This is a genomic window from Streptomyces sp. NPDC045695 (genome assembly GCF_056432025.1).
Map to the genome: position 1 here is coordinate 99,907 of NZ_JBWKJU010000002.1, position 16,955 is coordinate 116,861.

Below are 16,955 nucleotides of genomic sequence, written 5' to 3' on the forward strand. Positions count from 1 at the left end.
GGCAGGACACCCCCGCGCTCAGCGCAGCAGGGAGACGGGGCGGCCCGGGCTCGGCGGTGCGGGGTGCAGGGGCGGCAGGGTCGCCACGGTCGGCAGGAGGGTCGGGACGGCCGCCGGGGTGGGCAGGCGGTCGCGGACCACCGCGTCGGCCATGGGCACGACGGGGCCGGGCCGGGACGCGGGGGCCCCGCCCCCGGCGTTCGGCTCCACGGTATCCAGAGGGACCGCGCCGCCGAGCGCGAGCGCGGCCAGCGAGACGGCTCCGGCGGCGACGAAGGCGAACCGGCGGCGCGGCCGGCCGACCTCGTGGATGCGGAAGCCGTGCTCCTGCGGCCGGGCGGCCAGGGGCAGCCCGTACGCGAACGCCTGGAAGGGATCGGGGCCCTGCGGGCCGGTGGGACCCTGCGGTCCCCCGGGTCCGGCCTGACCGTCGGGGCCGGCGCCGGGCAGCCCCTGCAACCGCGCCAGCAGCCCTGCGGACAGCGGCGGCGGCGCGCTCTCCACGAACATGGTCTTCAGGCGTCGTTGCGCATCGGCCTCGGCCTTGCACTTGGCGCACGTCGCCAGGTGGGCCAGGACCCGCTCGCGCGCGTCGTGCTTGAGCTCCCCGTCCACCAGGGCGGCGAGGCGGTCGCCCAGGTGCTGTTCGGCGGGAGACGGACTGACTCCGCTCACTCGGTTCCGCCCTCTCCCCCGGCGCCGGGCGCGCCCATCGCCACACCCGCCAGCGCGCGCTGCTCGGCACGGGCCTCGGGAGACCGGTGCTTGAGCGCCTTGCGCAGGTGCGAACGGCCTCGGTGGATGCGGCTGCGCACGGTGCCGAGCTTCACGCCGAGCGTGGCGGCGATCTCCTCGTACGACAGCCCTTCGATGTCGCACAGCACCACGGCGGCGCGGAACTCGGGCGCGAGGGTGTCCAGCGCCTGCTGCACGTCCGCGTCGAAGTGGGTGTCGTGCAGCACCTGCTGCGGGGACGGCTCACGGCTCGGCAGCCGCTCGGCGGCGTCGTCGGCGAGCGCGTCGAAGCGGATGCGCTGCTTGCGGCGGACCATGTCCAGGAACAGGTTCGTGGTGATGCGGTGCAGCCAGCCCTCGAACGTGCCGGGCGTGTACGTGGACAGCGACCGGAAGACGCGGACGAAGACCTCCTGGGTCAGGTCCTCGGCATCGTGCTGGTTGCCCGTCAGACGGTAGGCAAGGCGATAGACCCGCGCGCTGTGCGTGCTGACGATCTCCTCCCATGAAGGAGGGGTCCACGCCTGAGAGCCCGCATCGGCGGCAAAGGTCGCGGTGGTTGCGGTGTCTGCGGTGTGGAAGCGGTCAGCAATGTAGGTCACGGATTTCGGCTCACCCGCCGACCAGAAGAGGCGTCTGAACACGCCTCCACGATCCACAGGCGCAGCCGCACCTCCCCTATCGGCTCTGGTGGTGTCCAGTGGAGTCCCTACCATAGCCACCCCCTCTGTCAGCTCCGGATAAGCATTTTTGCAGTATCTTTACGCGAGACTTAGACCCCGGAGCGGTCCCGGCCGCCGGTCTGCCCGGCACCGTCCCCTCTTATCCCGCCTCCACCCCTCACAACGCCCGGTCCCATCTGCGGGTTCCCGGCGTCAACGGATACAGTCACCGTTGCGCCAACTATGGGGACAGGAGAGGGTCATTAGCGGCAACCGGCAGACGAGCTGGGCGTTCGCCGACGCGTTTGTCGCCGAGGACGACGCTCTGCGATGGGCCCGCGACCGGTCCAGGGAAGCGGGCCTGCGCTCGGTCTCCCCCGGTACCGGGGCCGCGCTGCGCCTGCTGGCCGCCACCGCGGACGCCAAGGCCGTCGCCGAGATCGGCACCGGAACGGGCGTGTCCGGCATCCACCTCCTGCACGGAATGCGCCCCGACGGGGTCCTGACCACGGTGGATCCCGAAGCGGACCGGCAGGCCTTCGCCCGCCAGGCCTTCCGCGCCGCCGGCTTCGCGGGCAACCGCGCCCGCTTCATCCCCGGCCGGGCCCTCGACGTGCTCCCCCGCCTCGCCGACGGCGGGTACGACCTCGTCTTCTGCGACGGGGACCCCTCGGAGTCCCTCGACTACCTCGCTGAATCGTTGCGGCTGCTGCGCCCGGGGGGACTCGTGTGCTTCGAGGGAGTCTTCTCCGACGGCCGTACGGTCGACTCCGCGGCCCAGCCGGTGGAGGTGCTCCGCGTCCGCGAGCTGCTGCGCAGCGTCCGGGAGAGCCCCGCCCTGGAGGCCGCGCTGCTGCCGGTGGGCGACGGGCTGCTCTGCGCCGTGCGCCGCTGAGCCCGCCTCACCCCGTCGCGGTTCGACCCGTCGCGGTTCGACGTCGGGCGCCACGACGCAACGCTGCCCCGGCCGCGGGTTCGCGGTCGGGGCAGCGCAGAGAATGCAGGTGGAGAAGTGTGGTCAGCGCCTTAGCCGACGACCTTCTTCAGGGCGTCACCCAGGGCGTCCGCCTCATCAGGGGTCAGTTCGACGACAAGCCGACCGCCGCCCTCGAGCGGTACGCGCATGACGATGCCCCGCCCCTCCTTGGTGACCTCGAGCGGGCCGTCGCCCGTCCGCGGCTTCATGGCCGCCATGCTCGTTCCCCTTCCTGAAACCAGCTCATCGTCAGCCGACGGCCCCATTCAGGCGCCTAGTACCCGGCATCGAACACATTGCTTCCCAGCCATTATCCCGCATGTCAGGACCCGATGACCAATATCGCACGGGAACGCTTGCGCAACGCGCTCGGCCAAAACCACTCATTTCGGGGACCGGCCTGCGATACTTCGCCGCCGCACCACGCGACGGCCCTCGGCTTTCTTTGACACACATCACATGTCCGCGCCGCGTCCGGTCCGCCATGCTGGCCCTTGCACCGGCCGGTACCGGCCGGTAGCCAAGCCCGCGACGAAGGGGGACCCCCTGCCATGGCCGACAGCGTGCTCTACGAAGTGACCGACGGACTCGCCACCATCACGATCAACCGTCCGGACGCGATGAACGCGATGAACACCGAGGCCAAGGTCGCCCTGCGCGACGCGGTCCAGGCCGCGGCCGGGGACACCGCCGTGCGGGCCGTTCTGCTGACCGCGGCCGGCAACCGGGCGTTCTGCGTGGGCCAGGACCTCAAGGAGCACATCGGCAACCTCGCGTCGGACCGCGAGACCGGCTCCTCGCTGACCATGACCACGGTCGCGGACCACTACAACCCGATCGTGCGGGCGCTCACCGAGATGCCCAAGCCCGTGGTGGCCGGCGTGAACGGCGTGGCGGCCGGAGCGGGCTTCGGCTTCGCGCTGGCGGCCGACTTCCGGGTCGTCGCCGACACCGCCTCCTTCAACACCTCGTTCGCCGGGGTGGCGCTGACCGCCGACTCCGGGGTCTCGTGGACCCTGCCCCGGCTGATCGGCGCCTCCCGCGCCTCGGACCTGCTGCTCTTCCCGCGCTCGGTCAAGGCCCAGGAGGCGTACGAGCTCGGCATCGTCAACCGCCTGGTGCCCTCGGACTCCCTGCACGCCGAGGCCGAGGCCGTGGCCCGCGCCCTGGCGGCCGGCCCCACGGTCGCGTACGCGGCGCTGAAGGAGTCCCTGGCGTACGGGGCCTCCCACTCCCTGGCCGAGGCCCTGGCCCACGAGGACACCCTCCAGACCCGTGCGGGGGCCTCCGAGGACCACGGCATCGCGGTCCAGGCCTTCCTCGCGAAGCAGCCGCCGAAGTACCTGGGCCGCTGAGCCCCTCCGCCGGTCCGCGGCCCGGTCTACTCCGGGTCGCGGGAGGCGCAGGCGGCCAGGTGGTCGTTGACCAGTCCGCAGGCCTGCATCAGGGCGTAGGCCGTCGTGGGGCCGACGAAGCGGATGCCCGCCTTCTTCAGGGCCTTGGCGAGGGCCGTGGACTCGGGGGTGACCGCCGGGACCTCCGTGACCGTGAGCGGGGCCGGTCCGGGCTCCTGGGGGGCGTGGGACCAGATCAGGGCGTCCAGTTCGCCCGGCTGCCACCCGGCGAGGACCTTGGCGTTGGCCAGCGTCGCCTCGATCTTGGCCCGGTTGCGGATGATCCCCTCGTCGGCCAGCAGCCGCTGCGCGTCCAGCTCGTCGAACCGCGCGACCGCCGCGATCTCGAAGTCGGCGAAGGCCTTACGGAATCCCTCGCGGCGCCGCAGGATCGTCAGCCAGGACAGCCCCGACTGGAAGGCCTCCAGGCACAGCCGCTCGTAGAGCGCGTCGTCGCCGTGGACCGGACGGCCCCACTCGGTGTCGTGGTAGTCCACGTAGTCCTGCGTGGACAGCGCCCAGGGGCACCGCAGCGACCCGTCCGGGCCCGCCACCGGGCCGGTCACCGCTCACCGTCCTTGGTGAGGTCGGTCCGCACGGGCGCGTCCGACGGGTCGCCCGCCGCGGTGGCCGCGGCCACGGCGGCCGTCAGCTGCCCGATCCGGGCGTCGCGCTCGGCCAGTTCCGCCGCGAGGCGCTCCAGTACGTCGTCCACCTCGGCCATCCGGTAGCCGCGCGGCGCGACCGGCAGCCGCAGGGCGTCGATGTCCGCCCGTACGACGGGCCGGGTCTCCGGCAGACCGTCCGCCACCCGGTCCGGCTCCGCTTCCGGCAGGACGGCTTCCGAGCCGCCGCCGATCACCGCGAGGGTGACCGCTGCCACGACCACGACCAGCGCGATCATCAAGAAGAAGAACACGATCAACTCCCCTGAGAGACTCCGGCCACCAGGTTAAGGTCGCAAGCGAGGCGCGAGGGCCGCCGAAGGAGGAAAGAGCAGGATGCTGCGACTGGGCAGGCGCGAGTTCGACACCCACGAGCCGGTGATCATGGCCATCGTCAACCGGACTCCGGACTCCTTCTACGACCAGGGCGCGACGTTCCGCGACGAGCCGGCGCTGGACCGGGTCGAGCAGGCGGTGGCCGAGGGCGCCGCGATCATCGACATCGGCGGGGTCAAGGCGGGCCCGGGCGAGCACGTGGACGCGGCCGAGGAGGCACGGCGCACGGTCGGCTTCGTGGCCGAGGTGCGGCGCCGCCACCCGGACGTGGTGATCAGTGTGGACACCTGGCGGCACGAGGTCGGCGAGGCCGTGTGCGAGGCCGGGGCGGACCTGCTGAACGACGCGTGGGGCGGGGTGGACCCCCGGCTGGCGGAGGTCGCGGCGCGCCACGGGGCCGGCCTGGTCTGCACGCACGCGGGCGGGGTGGAGCCGCGCACCCGGCCGCACCGGACCGAGTACGAGGACGTGATGGCCGACATCCTGGAGGTCACGGTGGGTCTCGCCGAGCGGGCCGCCGCCCTCGGTGTCCGCCGGGACGCGATCATGATCGATCCGGGGCACGACTTCGGGAAGAACACCCGCCACTCGCTGGAGGCCACCCGCCGACTGGGCGAGATGACGGCGACGGGCTGGCCGGTCCTGGTCTCCCTGTCGAACAAGGACTTCGTGGGCGAGACCCTGGACAAGCCGGTCAAGGAGCGCCTGCTGGGCACCTTGGCCACGACGGCCGTCTCGGCCTGGCTGGGCGCCCGGGTCTACCGGGTCCACGAGGTGGCGGAGACGAAGCAGATCCTCGACATGGTCGCCTCGATCCAGGGCCACCGGCCACCGGCGGTCGCCCGCCGGGGCCTGGCCTGAGGGCAGACGGCCGACCGGGCGGGCCGGCTCGGCGCCCGCCCGGTCGCATGCCGCCCAGTGCGGTGAACCTTTCCGGTCACCGCACTAGTCGCCGGCCTCCCGGGCCAGTCGCTCGGTCGCGCCCCGGGCGGCGCGTTCGTTCGTCCCCTCGCCGACCTCCTTGCTGACCAGCGTGACCGCCTCCTCCACGTCGTCCGTGACGTGGAAGAGCTGCAGGTCGAACTCGGAGGCCTTGCCCTGCGCGATCACCGTGTTCCTCAGCCACTCGACCAGCCCGCTCCAGTACTCCGTGCCGAACAGCACGATCGGGAAGCGGGTGATCTTCCGGGTCTGGACCAGGGTCAGCGCCTCGAACAGCTCGTCCATCGTGCCCAGGCCGCCCGGCAGCACCACGAATCCCTGGCTGTACTTCACGAACATCGTCTTGCGGACGAAGAAGTACCGGAAGTTCAGTCCGAGGTCCACGTGCTGGTTGAGCCCCTGCTCGAAGGGGAGCTCGATGCCGAGGCCGACCGAGATGCCGCCCGCCTCGCGGGCGCCCTTGTTGGCCGCCTCCATCGCACCCGGACCGCCGCCGGTGATCACCGCGAAGCCCGCGTCCACCAGGGCGCGGCCGATCCGCTCGCCCGCCTCGTACTCGGGCGTGCCCGGGGCGGTGCGGGCGGAGCCGAACACGCTGATCGCGGGCGGCAGCTCGGCGAGCGTGCCGAAGCCCTCGATGAACTCCGACTGGATGCGCAGGACCCTCCAGGGATCGGTGTGCACCCACTCGGAGGGCCCGGCCGAATCCAGCAGCCGCTGGTCCGTCGTACTGCCCGCCTGCACCTGGCCCCGCCTCCTCAGCACCGGCCCGAGCTGCTGCTCCTCGGGCCGACGGCGAGCGTTGCCTTCGGGGTTGCCCATGATGTGCTCCCTCCTGCTGATCGTTGGATCAGGTTAGGCGCACAAAGGTGACGGGGAGCGGAATTCAGGCGGTCAGCCAGGCGCGGAGTCGTTCCTCGCAGTGCAAGATGGCCTTCGTCTCGACCCGCTCGTCCACCTTGTGGGCCAGCAGCGCGTCGCCGGGGCCGTAGTTGACCGCCGGGACGCCCAGCGCGCTGAAGCGGGAGACGTCCGTCCAGCCGAACTTCGGCATGGCGTGGCCGCCGACGGCCTCCATGAAGGCCGCGGCGGCCGGGTGCGAGAGGCCGGGGCGGGCGCCGGGCGAGGAGTCGTCGACGACGAACTCGGCGATGTCGCAGTGCGCGAACACCTCGCGCACGTGCTCCAGCGCCTCGGCCTCGCTGCGGTCCGGGGCGTAGCGGAAGTTGACCGTCACCGTGCACGCGTCGGGGATGACGTTGTTGGCGACGCCGCCCTCGATGCGGACGGCGTTGAGGCCCTCGTGGTACTCCAGGCCGTCGATGACCGGCCTGCGGGGCTCGTACGCCGCCAGCGTGGCCAGGATCGGGCTCGCCGCGTGGATGGCGTTGGAGCCCATCCAGCTGCGGGCGGAGTGCGCGCGCTCGCCGGAGGTGCGCAGCAGGACGCGCAGGGTGCCCTGGCAGCCGCCCTCGACCTCGGCGTTGGAGGGCTCCAGCAGGACCGCGAAATCGCCCGTCAGCCAGTCGGGGTGGGCTTCGGCGATCTTGCCGAGGCCGTTGAGGTCGGCGGCGACCTCCTCCTGGTCGTAGAAGACGAAGGTGAGGTCGCGGTTCGGCTCGGGCACGGTCGCGGCGATGCGCAACTGCACGGCCACGCCCGACTTCATGTCGGTGGTGCCGCATCCCCACAGGACGTCGTTCTCGTCGAGGCGGGACGGCACGTTGCCGGCGATGGGCACGGTGTCGAGGTGCCCGGCGAGGACGACGCGCTCGGCGCGGCCCAGGCGGGTGCGGGCGACGACGTTGTTGCCGAGGCGGTCCACGGTGAGGTGGGGCAGGCCGCGCAACGCGTGTTCCACGAGGTCGGCGAGTACCTTTTCGTCGCCGCTCACGGAGGGAATGTCGACGAGCCGGGCGGTCAGCTCGGCGGCGTCCAGGGTGAGGTCCAGCTCGGATTCGGGCATGGTCCGACCCTAACGCCCCGGGCTGCGGCGGGGCCTCGTGCGTCCGGCCGGTGGACGCGTCATATGCCTCAAGTACGGTGGGCCGCGTGTCCGAGACCCGTGATCCCCGTCCTCGTCGCCGCAGGCTGCTCCGTACGGCCATGGGCCTGCTCGTCCTCATGGCCGTGATCGGCTACTTCGCCGTGCAGCGCGCCTCGAACGGCGGGGGCGGCGCCCCCTTCTGCCTGGCGGACGCGGATGCGGCGGGCGGCGAGGGGGCGTACGAGATGTCCCCGGAGCAGGCGGCGAACGCGGCGACGATAGTCGCCGTCGGCGTCGCCAAGGGCCTGCCGGACCGCGCCGTGACGATCGCGCTGGCGACCGCCATGCAGGAGTCCGCGCTGCGCAACCTCGACCACGGCGACCGGGACTCCCTCGGCCTCTTCCAGCAGCGCCCTTCGCAGGGGTGGGGCACCCCGGAGCAGATCACGGACCCGGTCTACTCGGCCGGGATCTTCTACGACCACCTCGTGGAGGTGCCCGGGTACTCGCGGCTGCCGCTGACGGTGGCCGCGCAGAAGGTGCAGCGCAGCGGTTACCCGCAGGCGTACGCGAAGCACGAGCCGGACGCGACCGTGCTGACGGCGGCGTTCGCCGGCGGCGGCTCGGTGAACTGCGGCGGTCCCGCGCCCCGGGGCCCCGGTGATCCGGAGAAGGTCCGGGCCGGCCTGTTCCGGATCTTCGGCAAGGACGCGCTGCACACCCTGCCCGCGAAGCCGGCCGAGGCCGGCCGGGAGGCCGAGGTCGCCCTCGTGGAGAAGCGGGACGGCGGGGAGGCGGCCTCGCGCCGCAGCCGGGCGATGGCCCACTGGGCGGTGGCCCACGCGAAGGAGCTGGACATATCCCGGGTGTCGTACGGCGCGCGGGGCTGGGTGGCCGGCAAGGACGGCGGGCGGTGGCGCGCCAGTGGCGCGGGGACGAAGGGCAGCGCCGTGGACTCCCACCACGCCGCGCCGGGCGAGGTGCGGATCTTCCTGGCCCGCTAATGCTGTGACCAGTGCTGTGACCGGATCCGGATCCGCGTACGAGGCGTCACTCGTGCAGGGGTGATCATTTCGGGGGCCGCGAGCACCGGGAACGGAGAGAAGCGCAGGTGGGCGGCGCCCAATGCGCTTGTCGCGGAAGCCGATTAAACGATGCGTTACCGATCCTTTACCTACGGGGGGCGCAACTCCACCCGCCCCGCGAGCGGTTAGTCACGGTGTACTCAGCCGCTACCGCTTAGGAGCAACATGTCCCTCCCCCTGACCCGCCGGATCGCCCGTGCCGCGCTGCTCGTCGCAGCCGGGGCAGCGCCCGTGGTCGGTGCGGCCGGCGCGGCCAGTGCCGCCGGTCTGGAGTCCGTGCCGCAGCTGGGCACCCTGACCGCCCCGGACACCGCCGACGCCTCGGCCACGGCCACGGACGCCGTGGGTACCGCCGCGCAGACCCTGCCGGCTCCGGCCGCCGACGTGGCGGGCAAGGCGGGCGGGCTGCTCGGCGGCCTTCCCGCCGTGCCCTCCGCGCAGGACCTGCCGGTCGGCTCGCTGACCGGCAGCCTGCCGGGTGGCGGCCTTCCGGGCGGCGGTCTGCCGGGCGGTCTGCCGCTCGGCTGATCACCGTAGGACCGCGGGAACCCCGAAGGGGCCGGGAGTGCGCACTCCCGGCCCCTTCGGGCGTGTACGGCGGGCTCAGCCAGCGAGGCGCTTGACCGCCGCCTCGACGCGCTCGTCGGTGGCGGTGAAGGCGACCCGTACGAACCGCACGCCCGCCTCGCCGTAGAAGTCACCCGGGGCGACCAGGATGCCGAGGCCCGCCAGGTGGGCGACCGTCTCCCAGCAGGGCTCGTCGCGGGTCACCCACAGGTAGAGGCTCGCCTCGCTGTGCTCGACCCGGAAGCCGTGCGCCTCCAGGGCCGTGCGCAGGGCCGCGCGGCGGGCCGCGTAGCGCACGCGCTGCTCCTCGACGTGCGCGTCGTCGCCGAGCGCGGCCACCGTGGCGGCCTGCACGGGGGCCGGGGTCATCATGCCGCCGTGCTTGCGGATCTCCAGCAGCTCGCCGAGGACGGCGGCGTCACCGGCGATGAAGGCCGCGCGGTAGCCGGCCAGGTTGGACCGCTTGGACAGGGAGTGGACGGCGACGATCCCCTCGTACGAGCCGCCGCAGACCTCGTCGTGCAGGACGGAGACGGGCTCGGCCTCCCAGCCCAGTTCCAGGTAGCACTCGTCGCTGAAGAGCAGGATCCCGTGCTCGCGGGCCCAGGCCACGATCCGCACGAGCTCCTCCCGGGACAGGACCCGCCCGGTGGGGTTGGACGGGGAGTTGAGCCACAGCAGCTTCACACCGGCCGGGTCGAGGTCCGTTGGGTCGTCGTAGACGACCGCCTCGGCGCCGCACAGCCGCGCGCCGACCTCGTACGTGGGGTAGGCGAGCCGGGGGTACGCGACCTTGTCCCCGGGGCCCAGTCCCAGCTGGGTCGGCAGCCATGCCACCAGTTCCTTGGAGCCGACGACGGGCAGGACGTTGCGGTGTCCGGCGGCGCTCGCGCCGAGGCGGCCGCGCACCCAGCCCGTGAGCGCGTCGCGCAGGGCGGGCGTGCCCCACACCGTGGGGTAGCCCGGCGAGTCGGCGGCCTCGACGAGGGCGCGCTGGATCAGCTGCGGGACCGGGTCCACGGGCGTGCCGACCGACAGGTCGACGATGCCGTCGGGGTGGGCCGCCGCCGTGGCCTTGTACGGCTCCAGCTTGTCCCAGGGGAAGGCGGGAAGACGGTCGGAAACTGCGGCCACGGTGGTCTCTGCTCTCTCTGAGTGCTGGTTGCGCGTGCGGGGTACGGACCGCGAGGGGGACGTACGGCGGGCGTAGGCGGGGCGGAAAACGCCTCGGCCCCGTGCGGCGGGCAGGCCGTACGGGACCGAGGGGCGCTACTGCCGTGTAGGTCAGTGCTCGCCGTTGATGCCGGCGGGCAGCGCAGCGATGAAGGGGTGATCACGCTCGATCAGGCCCAGCTTGGAGGCACCACCGGGCGAACCGAGCTCGTCGAAGAACTCGACGTTCGCCTTGTAGTAGTCCTTCCACTCTTCCGGAGTGTCGTCCTCGTAGAAGATGGCCTCGACCGGGCAGACCGGCTCACACGCACCACAGTCGACGCACTCGTCCGGGTGGATGTACAAGGACCGCTGGCCCTCGTAGATGCAGTCGACCGGGCACTCTTCGATGCATGCCTTGTCCTTGACGTCGACACAAGGCTCCGCGATGACGTAGGTCACGCTCTCGTTCCTCCTCGGTAGGGCTTTCCATATCGCGCGGGAGCGCGGCGTCGTCGATGCCCGCCCCTAGTATCTCCGTTCCCGGGCACGATCCGAACAGGAGGGGCGGACAGAGCTGTGGAATTCACTGCCGGTGGACGGCTGGAGGTCCGAATTACCCCATCTGACGTGGGTAAACGAGTCTCTGTACGACGGGTGGAGGCCGGAGTGAGCGGATCACCCGAATTCACGGACACGGTCGGGGTGCTCACATCCTGGACCGAGGGTGTGCTCCTGATCACAAAGAAGAACGGGCAGAGCGTCCGGATCGCGGAAGGTTCCCTGGTCGCGGGCAAGACCGTGCCCCCGGCGCCGGCCCGGCGGCGGGGTCCCGCGGCCTCCTTCGAGGAGCTCGCGCGCGTCGCCGCGCGGTCCTGGCAGCCGCTGGAGAGCGAGCCGCTGGGCGAGTGGACCTTGCGCGCGGCCGCCGGTTTCACCCGGCGGGCCAATTCGGTGCTCCCCCTCGGCGATCCGGGGATACCGCTGGACGACGCACTCGCGCGGGTGAGCGCCTGGTACGCGGAGCGGGGACTGCCCGCCTACGTGCAGGCCGCGACGGGCGCCGCCGGCACGCAGGAGCTGCTCTGCGCCGAGCTGGAGCGGCGCGGCTGGGCCGCCGAGGTGTCGGCGGAGGTGTGGACCGGGGCGCTGGCGCCGGTGGCCGACGTGGACGCGCCCGCGGCCGGGGAGGTACGTCTGACCCGGGTCCCGGACGGGGAGTGGCTCGGGCGCTACGGCAAGGTCACCGACCCGGACCTGGCCCGGCGGATGCTGGTCGCGGGGCCGTCGGTGTGGTTCGCGGCGCTGCCCGGGGGCCGGGCCGTCGGGCGGTGCGTGGTGGACGGCCGGTGGGCCGGCTTCGCGGCGGTGACGGTCGATCCCGCGTCCCGGCGGGAGGGCCTGGCGACGGCGGTGATGGCCGCGCTGGCCCGGCGGGCCCTGGAGGAGGGCGCGTCCGCGGGCTGGCTCCAGGTCGAGACGGACAACGCGGGCGCGCGGGCGCTGTACGCAGGGCTGGGCTTCGCGACGCACCACGCCTACCACCACTACCGGGCGGCGGCGTGACGTCCGTCTGGCGGGAGCAGTTCGCCGCGGAGGCCCGGTCGGAGCGGCCGGACCTGGCGCTGCTGTGCCTGCTGCTGGCGGCGGAGGCGGACCCGGAACTGGACGAACGCGCCATGGACTGGGCGCAGATCGAGCTGGACCGGCTGGCCGGGATGCTGCCGTACGGGCTGCGGGGCGCCCGGGCGTGGGCCTCGGCGGTGAGCGAACTGCTCGGCGGGCGCCTCGGCTTCCACGGCACCCCGGCGGACTACGACCGGCTGTCGTCCTCGCTGCTGCACGAGGTCCTGCGGCGCCGGCGCGGGCTGCCGATCCTGCTGTCCGTCGTCTGGCTGGAGGTGGCCCGGCGGGCGGGGGCGCCGGTGTACGGGCTCGGTCTGCCGGGGCACTTCGTGGTGGGCTTCGGGGACCCGGAGGAAGGCGTGGTGGTGGACCCCTTCGCGGGCGGCGCGTCCCTGGGCGCGGGGCCGGCGGAGCTGGCGGCGGGCCCGCGGACACCGGCCCGGACGCTGGACGTCGTGCTGCGGATCCTGACCAACATCCGGGCCTGGGCCGCCACCCGCCCGGAACAGTCCGGGGTGGCCCTGTGGGCGGTGGAGCTGTCGCTGCTGCTGCCGTCACACCCCGCGACCCTGCGGTACGAGCGGGCGCGGCTGCTGGTGGAACGGGGCGCCTTCCGCGAGGGCGCGGCCGAGCTGGAGGCGTACGCCGACATCGTGGCCGCGGTGGACGCCGGCGCGGCGGCGCGGATCCGCGGCGAGGCCGCTTCCGCGCGTGCGCTGCTGAACTGACGCGCCCGCTGAACTGACGCCGCCGCCCCGCCCCCCTCAGAATCGAAGGGGGCGGGGCGGGGGTGCGAGCGGCGGCTAGCCGGCGTTGGTGTCGACGACCACGGTCCGTTCGGCCGTGGTCTTGCCGCGCAGCGCCTTGGTGAGGGCTCCGGCGATGTCCTGCGGGGTGACCGGCGTCTTGGCACCGGTGCCTCGGGTGATCAGGATTCCGTCGAAGGTGTTCCCGTAGACCGCCTTCAGCGCCTCCAGGTCGTACTTCTCCGTGAGGTGGCCGTCCACGGCCTGCATGCTGAGGAACTTCGGCAGGGACTTGCTGCCGAACGGGACGGACTTGGTGCCCACCTTGACCGTGGCGTTGGCGGACATCGCGGGCTCCGCGAACTCCTTCATGGCCCGGTCGAGTTCGGCCTGGTCGATGGTCGGCGCCTTGGTGGTGACCGGCAGGTCGACCACGGCGGCCTGGCCGGTGGCGACCTGGTCGCGGAAGGCCTTCTCGACCTTCTCCAGGGAGGCGTCCACGTCGAGGGCGGTGCCGGGCGCGCCGGGTACGGCCACGGGCTTGCCGGTGTCGAACTTGATCGTGCCCTCGGTGACCGAGCCGGAGGCGCCCGCGAGCTCCTGGAGCGCGACCTGGAGCTTCTCCTCGTCGACCGGGATCACGGGGTCGGCGACGCGCTCGTTGCCCAGGAGCGAGCCGATGACCGTGACGGGGTTGTAGTCACTGCCGGCCGCGTTGCGGACGGTGGTCTGGCTGTCCAGGGTCAGGCCGGCCTTCTCGGGCTTCAGCTCGACCTGCTTGCCGCCGACGCTGAGCTGGATCGGGGCGCCGGCGCGGGTGCCGAAGGCCGTCTGGAGCTTGGAGACGGCCTCGTCGCGGCTGCCGCTGATGTCGACGCCGAGGACGGTGGTGCCCTTGGGGACGTCGGAGTGGTTCAGGAGCAGCCCGGCGCCGTAGGCCACGCCGAGGAGCGCCACGACGCCGCCGCCGAGCAGGACCAGCTTGGAGCGGCCCTTCTTGGCGGGCTTGGCGGGCTTGGCCGTCTTCGCGGGCTTGGCGGGCTTGCCGTCGGCCTTCGGCTGGGCCGGGGGCACGGGGCGCGGGCCGGCCGGGGCGGGGGGCGCCGCCGGGTCCAGCTCGGGGCCGGGCCAGCGCGGCGCCTCCCCGACGGGGGAACCGGGGCCGCCTGCCGGGCCGGTGGCGAAGCCGGTGGGTCCGGCCGGGCCGCCGTCGGCCTGGCTGCCGTAGACCGGGAAGGCCTCGGTGCTGGGTCCGGCGTCGCCCTGGCCGTTCCCGTACGCGGGGAATCCCTGGGTCGAGCCGACGCCCGGGCCGCCGGGCAGCGGGCCCGTGGGGGCCGGGGCGAAGCCCTGCCCGTAGTCCGCGACGGGCGGCGGCGGGGTGCGCGGCGGCGCGTAGGCCGCGTCCGGCGGCTGCGGGGCCTGGACGCGCGGGGGCGGCGTGGGGCCGGGAGCCGGGGCGGGTGCGGGCCGCTGTCCGAGCGGCGCCTGCCCGGGGGCGGGTGCGGGCCGCTGTCCGAGCGGCGGCTGGCCCGGGGCGGGGGCCGGGGCCGGAGCGGGGGCGGGCGCCGGGGCGGGCGCGGGCGCGGCGGTGGCCGGCTTGCGCGGGGCGAACCAGTTGCTCGCCGTCTCCTCGGCTCCGGCCGGGCCCTGGCCGCGGCCCGGCTCCGGCGCGGCCTCGATCCGGGTCGGCTGGGGCTTCGGGCGGGACGGCAGCGGCGGTTCGGCGCTCCGCCCGGGCGTCGGCTCCGGCTCCTGCTGCGCTCCGGCGTCCGCCGGGGCGGAGCCGGACGAGCCGGAGTTGGTGCCCATCGACTTGCGCACGACCACCGGCGGGATCGGCCGCGAACCCGGGATGTTGATCCGGATCCGGGTCGTCAGCGTGGTCTCGGTCTTGGGCCCGTCGGATTCGGGCGTGGACGGCTTCGAGGTCACAGGGTTCTCCTCCGGAGCGGTCGTCGCGCCGTGCCCAGGCGGCACACTCGTGGCCGGGGACTGGCCGGTTCCATACGGTGGCGTCCCCGAGGGGTAAGCGGCTCCACCGTGCCCCTTGGGCCCGGAGGACGAACTGTCGGTTTCACGACTCAAGGCAGGTTCTCCCGGTTGGCTCCGCCGCCCGTCATACCGTGCGCGGGCAGCTCGGCGGCCGGTCCACCATACTGGCCGCGGCCCGCACGCAACTGACCGACTGGAATCAGGGGTTCCTCATAGGCCCCGCCAAACCCCCCTGAAGCGGCCCGCGAGCCCGCGCGCACGCCCCCGTACCGGACTCCTACGACGTCCGACACCACGTCACTTGGCGGGCCCCGCGGCCGAAACCGGACGATCCAGCGGGCCGCGCATCGTGGCGCAGATCACAGCGAAAGCCGTTCCCCCCAAAAGGTAGACGCACATGCCGATTCCGGACGAACTGAGGAGGAAGTCACCCTCGGGCCGCGGGACGCCGAGCATCACGTAGGACAGGAACCAGCCGACCGCGGCCCCGCCTACCCCGAGGCCGGTCCCCAGCGCGATGCGCCCGCCGAGGAACAGCCCGAACAGGGCCAGCAGCGCGAGCAGCAGGCCGCCGGGGAACCACAGGTCCACCACGAGCCAGCCGGCCGCGCCCGTCAGTACGCCCACGATCAGCAGGCCCAGGCAGGCGGCGATCCGCCCCGCCGTCAGCGCGCCCGTCACGCTCCCACCCCCGCGAAGAGGTCGTGTTCGCGCGTTCCCGCCGGCACGCCGGGCCGGCCCGCGGCCAGTTCGTAGTACTCGCGGGCGAACAACGGCTGCGCCAGGTCGTTGGAGAGGGCGAAGAAGGGCCCGTCCACGGCGATCTGGGTGGCGTGGGCCCGCATGGCGGCCGTCTTCGCCGCCACATAGGCCTCGTCGGCGTCGATCTCGGCGGTGATCCGCTCGTCGTCGACCACCCCCGGCACGTCCTTCGGTGAGGCGAGCCCCGGGAAGGGGACCGTTCCCACGGCTCTGCGCAGCCGGTCGAAGCCCTCCTCGACCACCGAGAGCGGAACGCGGTTCCAGTAGATCTTCTCGATCGCGTGCGGCTCGCCGAGGTCCCGCCGGTAGGCCTTCTCCGCGGCCAGTTCGGCGCCGCGCATGGCGACCCGGTGGGCCTGGATGTGGTCGGGGTGCCCGTACCCGCCGTCGGGGTCGTACGTGACGAGCACCTGCGGGCGCAGCTCCCGGATCACCTCCACGAGGAACGCGGCGGCCTCGTCCACGTCGGCCGACCAGAAGGCCTCCGGGCGGTGGTTCTGCGGGGCGCCCATCATCCCGGAGTCCCGGAAGCGGCCGGGGCCGCCGAGGAACCGGTGGTCGTGGACGCCCAGTTCGGCCATCGCGGCGGCGAGCTCGCCGATGCGGTGGGCGCCGAGCGCGTCCTCGCGGTCGGCCGCCAGGTGGGCGAGCCCGGGCGGGATGATCTCGCCCTCCTCGCCCAGGGTGCAGGTCACCAGCGCGACGTGCGCGCCCTCGGCCGCGTACTTGGCCATGGTGACGCCGTTGTTGATCGACTCGTCGTCGGGGTGCGCGTGCACGAGGAGCAGACGACGGGCGGGAAGACCGTTCATGGGCCCTAGCGTAGGGGGTGCTCCGCCGGCGGGGCCGGAGCCCGGCCAGGACCGGACCGCCCTAGAACTTGAGGCCGCTGATCATGGTCGCCACGTTGTTGGTGAGCTGACTGAGGGTCGGCGCCACGGTGGAGCTCGCCAGGTAGAAGCCGAGGAGCACACAGACCACGGCATGCCCCGCCTTCAGGCCCGACTTGCGGACCAGCAGGAAGACGATGACGCCCAGCAGCACCACGGCGGAGATCGAGAGTGCCACGGCGTTTCACCTCCACGTCGAGCGGACACATCAGTACGCGTATTCGTGCTCGGCAGAGTCATACCCACCGTGCGCTACGGATCATAACTTTCCGTACCAGCGCATCGGTCGAAATCCAGCAGCACGAAGGGCGCATGCCGCGCACACGTGGGGTCACGGGGAGGCCGGCCGGAGGGGCTGTACGCCTCCCCGGCCGGCTGTCGGCACCCGCACGGCCGCACGGGACCCAGGCTGCATGCCGCAGATCTCGGGGCAGA

At 73.2% G+C, this 16,955-nt stretch carries 20 protein-coding genes; 7 read left to right on the forward strand and 13 right to left on the reverse strand.

Translation table 11 applies throughout. From position 1 onward, the window contains the following. Positions 1-18 precede the first annotated feature (18 nt). Together AC07DU_RS03575 and sigE are read right to left on the reverse strand one after the other, a co-directional pair. On the reverse strand, positions 19-675 hold the full coding sequence (locus AC07DU_RS03575; RefSeq protein WP_479109429.1) for a zf-HC2 domain-containing protein: 657 nt from the start codon (positions 673-675) through the stop codon (positions 19-21). Next, positions 672-1,451 (reverse strand): RNA polymerase sigma factor SigE, encoded by a 780-nt coding sequence (gene sigE, locus AC07DU_RS03580; RefSeq protein WP_392050377.1) that lies wholly within the window; start codon positions 1,449-1,451, stop codon positions 672-674. The genes AC07DU_RS03575 and sigE overlap by 4 nt, the downstream gene beginning before the upstream one ends. Positions 1,452-1,629: 178 nt before the next feature. On the opposite strand from sigE, the gene AC07DU_RS03585 reads away from it, so the two are divergent. Further along, positions 1,630-2,292: an O-methyltransferase gene (locus AC07DU_RS03585; RefSeq protein ID WP_360903462.1), complete on the forward strand. Its 663-nt coding sequence runs from the start codon at positions 1,630-1,632 to the stop codon at positions 2,290-2,292. Positions 2,293-2,423: 131 nt separating this feature from the next. On the opposite strand, the gene AC07DU_RS03590 is transcribed toward AC07DU_RS03585, so the two are convergent. Next, positions 2,424-2,591 carry a DUF3117 domain-containing protein gene (locus tag AC07DU_RS03590; protein ID WP_003966491.1) on the reverse strand — a complete coding sequence of 56 codons (168 nt, stop codon included), beginning with the start codon at positions 2,589-2,591 and terminating at the stop codon, positions 2,424-2,426. 333 nt (positions 2,592-2,924) lie between these two features. Between AC07DU_RS03590 and chcB the strand changes: the two genes are divergently transcribed. Next, positions 2,925-3,728: a 2-cyclohexenylcarbonyl CoA isomerase gene (gene chcB / locus AC07DU_RS03595; RefSeq protein ID WP_360903459.1), complete on the forward strand. Its 804-nt coding sequence runs from the start codon at positions 2,925-2,927 to the stop codon at positions 3,726-3,728. 26 nt (positions 3,729-3,754) lie between these two features. On the opposite strand, the gene AC07DU_RS03600 is transcribed toward chcB, so the two are convergent. Both AC07DU_RS03600 and AC07DU_RS03605 read right to left on the reverse strand, forming a co-directional pair. After that, the gene (locus AC07DU_RS03600) at positions 3,755-4,333 is read right to left on the reverse strand and encodes a DNA-3-methyladenine glycosylase I (RefSeq protein ID WP_479109431.1); all 579 of its coding nucleotides are present in this window, start codon (positions 4,331-4,333) and stop codon (positions 3,755-3,757) included. Beyond that, positions 4,330-4,692: a DivIVA domain-containing protein gene (locus AC07DU_RS03605; protein WP_453373473.1), complete on the reverse strand. Its 363-nt coding sequence runs from the start codon at positions 4,690-4,692 to the stop codon at positions 4,330-4,332. The genes AC07DU_RS03600 and AC07DU_RS03605 overlap by 4 nt, the downstream gene beginning before the upstream one ends. A 76-nt stretch (positions 4,693-4,768) precedes the next feature. Between AC07DU_RS03605 and folP the strand changes: the two genes are divergently transcribed. Beyond that, positions 4,769-5,629: a dihydropteroate synthase gene (gene folP, locus AC07DU_RS03610; RefSeq protein WP_453288160.1), complete on the forward strand. Its 861-nt coding sequence runs from the start codon at positions 4,769-4,771 to the stop codon at positions 5,627-5,629. Between the two features lie 84 nt (positions 5,630-5,713). On the opposite strand, the gene AC07DU_RS03615 is transcribed toward folP, so the two are convergent. Together AC07DU_RS03615 and dapE are read right to left on the reverse strand one after the other, a co-directional pair. Further along, positions 5,714-6,532 carry an LOG family protein gene (locus AC07DU_RS03615; RefSeq protein WP_360903447.1) on the reverse strand — a complete coding sequence of 273 codons (819 nt, stop codon included), beginning with the start codon at positions 6,530-6,532 and terminating at the stop codon, positions 5,714-5,716. 64 nt (positions 6,533-6,596) lie between these two features. Next, on the reverse strand, positions 6,597-7,676 hold the full coding sequence (dapE, locus tag AC07DU_RS03620; protein ID WP_453373471.1) for a succinyl-diaminopimelate desuccinylase: 1,080 nt from the start codon (positions 7,674-7,676) through the stop codon (positions 6,597-6,599). Positions 7,677-7,762: 86 nt separating this feature from the next. Here dapE and AC07DU_RS03625 point away from each other — a divergent pair, with 86 nt between their 5' ends. Then, complete coding sequence (locus AC07DU_RS03625) at positions 7,763-8,701, forward strand: hypothetical protein (protein ID WP_479109433.1); 939 nt, start codon at positions 7,763-7,765, stop codon at positions 8,699-8,701. Positions 8,702-8,947: 246 nt separating this feature from the next. Further along, complete coding sequence (locus tag AC07DU_RS03630; RefSeq protein WP_360900702.1) at positions 8,948-9,310, forward strand: ATP-binding protein; 363 nt, start codon at positions 8,948-8,950, stop codon at positions 9,308-9,310. A 75-nt stretch (positions 9,311-9,385) separates the two neighbouring features. Here the strand turns inward: AC07DU_RS03630 and dapC are convergent, their stop codons facing one another. Both dapC and fdxA read right to left on the reverse strand, forming a co-directional pair. Then, positions 9,386-10,483: a succinyldiaminopimelate transaminase gene (gene dapC / locus AC07DU_RS03635; protein ID WP_479109435.1), complete on the reverse strand. Its 1,098-nt coding sequence runs from the start codon at positions 10,481-10,483 to the stop codon at positions 9,386-9,388. 150 nt (positions 10,484-10,633) lie between these two features. Beyond that, positions 10,634-10,963, reverse strand: coding sequence for a ferredoxin (gene fdxA / locus AC07DU_RS03640; RefSeq protein ID WP_030713714.1), 330 nt, complete (start codon positions 10,961-10,963; stop codon positions 10,634-10,636). A gap of 117 nt (positions 10,964-11,080) precedes the next feature. Here fdxA and AC07DU_RS03645 point away from each other — a divergent pair, with 117 nt between their 5' ends. Both AC07DU_RS03645 and AC07DU_RS03650 read left to right on the forward strand, forming a co-directional pair. After that, a complete protein-coding gene (locus AC07DU_RS03645) occupies positions 11,081-12,067 on the forward strand; it encodes a GNAT family N-acetyltransferase (protein ID WP_479109437.1) in 987 nt (328 codons plus the stop codon). Next, entirely contained in the window at positions 12,064-12,855 is a 792-nt protein-coding gene (locus AC07DU_RS03650; RefSeq protein WP_479109439.1) for a transglutaminase family protein, read from the forward strand. Before AC07DU_RS03645 ends, AC07DU_RS03650 begins: the two co-directional genes overlap by 4 nt. 75 nt (positions 12,856-12,930) lie before the next feature. On the opposite strand, the gene AC07DU_RS03655 is transcribed toward AC07DU_RS03650, so the two are convergent. From AC07DU_RS03655 to AC07DU_RS03670, 4 genes are all read right to left on the reverse strand, one after another. Beyond that, a complete protein-coding gene (locus AC07DU_RS03655) occupies positions 12,931-14,961 on the reverse strand; it encodes a peptidoglycan binding domain-containing protein (RefSeq protein WP_479109441.1) in 2,031 nt (676 codons plus the stop codon). 204 nt (positions 14,962-15,165) lie between these two features. Next, complete coding sequence (locus AC07DU_RS03660) at positions 15,166-15,549, reverse strand: DUF6113 family protein (protein WP_479109443.1); 384 nt, start codon at positions 15,547-15,549, stop codon at positions 15,166-15,168. Then, positions 15,546-16,442 (reverse strand): N-acetyl-1-D-myo-inositol-2-amino-2-deoxy-alpha-D-glucopyranoside deacetylase, encoded by an 897-nt coding sequence (gene mshB, locus AC07DU_RS03665; protein WP_479109445.1) that lies wholly within the window; start codon positions 16,440-16,442, stop codon positions 15,546-15,548. Before mshB ends, AC07DU_RS03660 begins: the two co-directional genes overlap by 4 nt. A 61-nt stretch (positions 16,443-16,503) precedes the next feature. Beyond that, the gene (locus AC07DU_RS03670; RefSeq protein ID WP_360900724.1) at positions 16,504-16,698 is read right to left on the reverse strand and encodes a hypothetical protein; all 195 of its coding nucleotides are present in this window, start codon (positions 16,696-16,698) and stop codon (positions 16,504-16,506) included. Between the last annotated feature and the right edge of the window lie 257 nt (positions 16,699-16,955).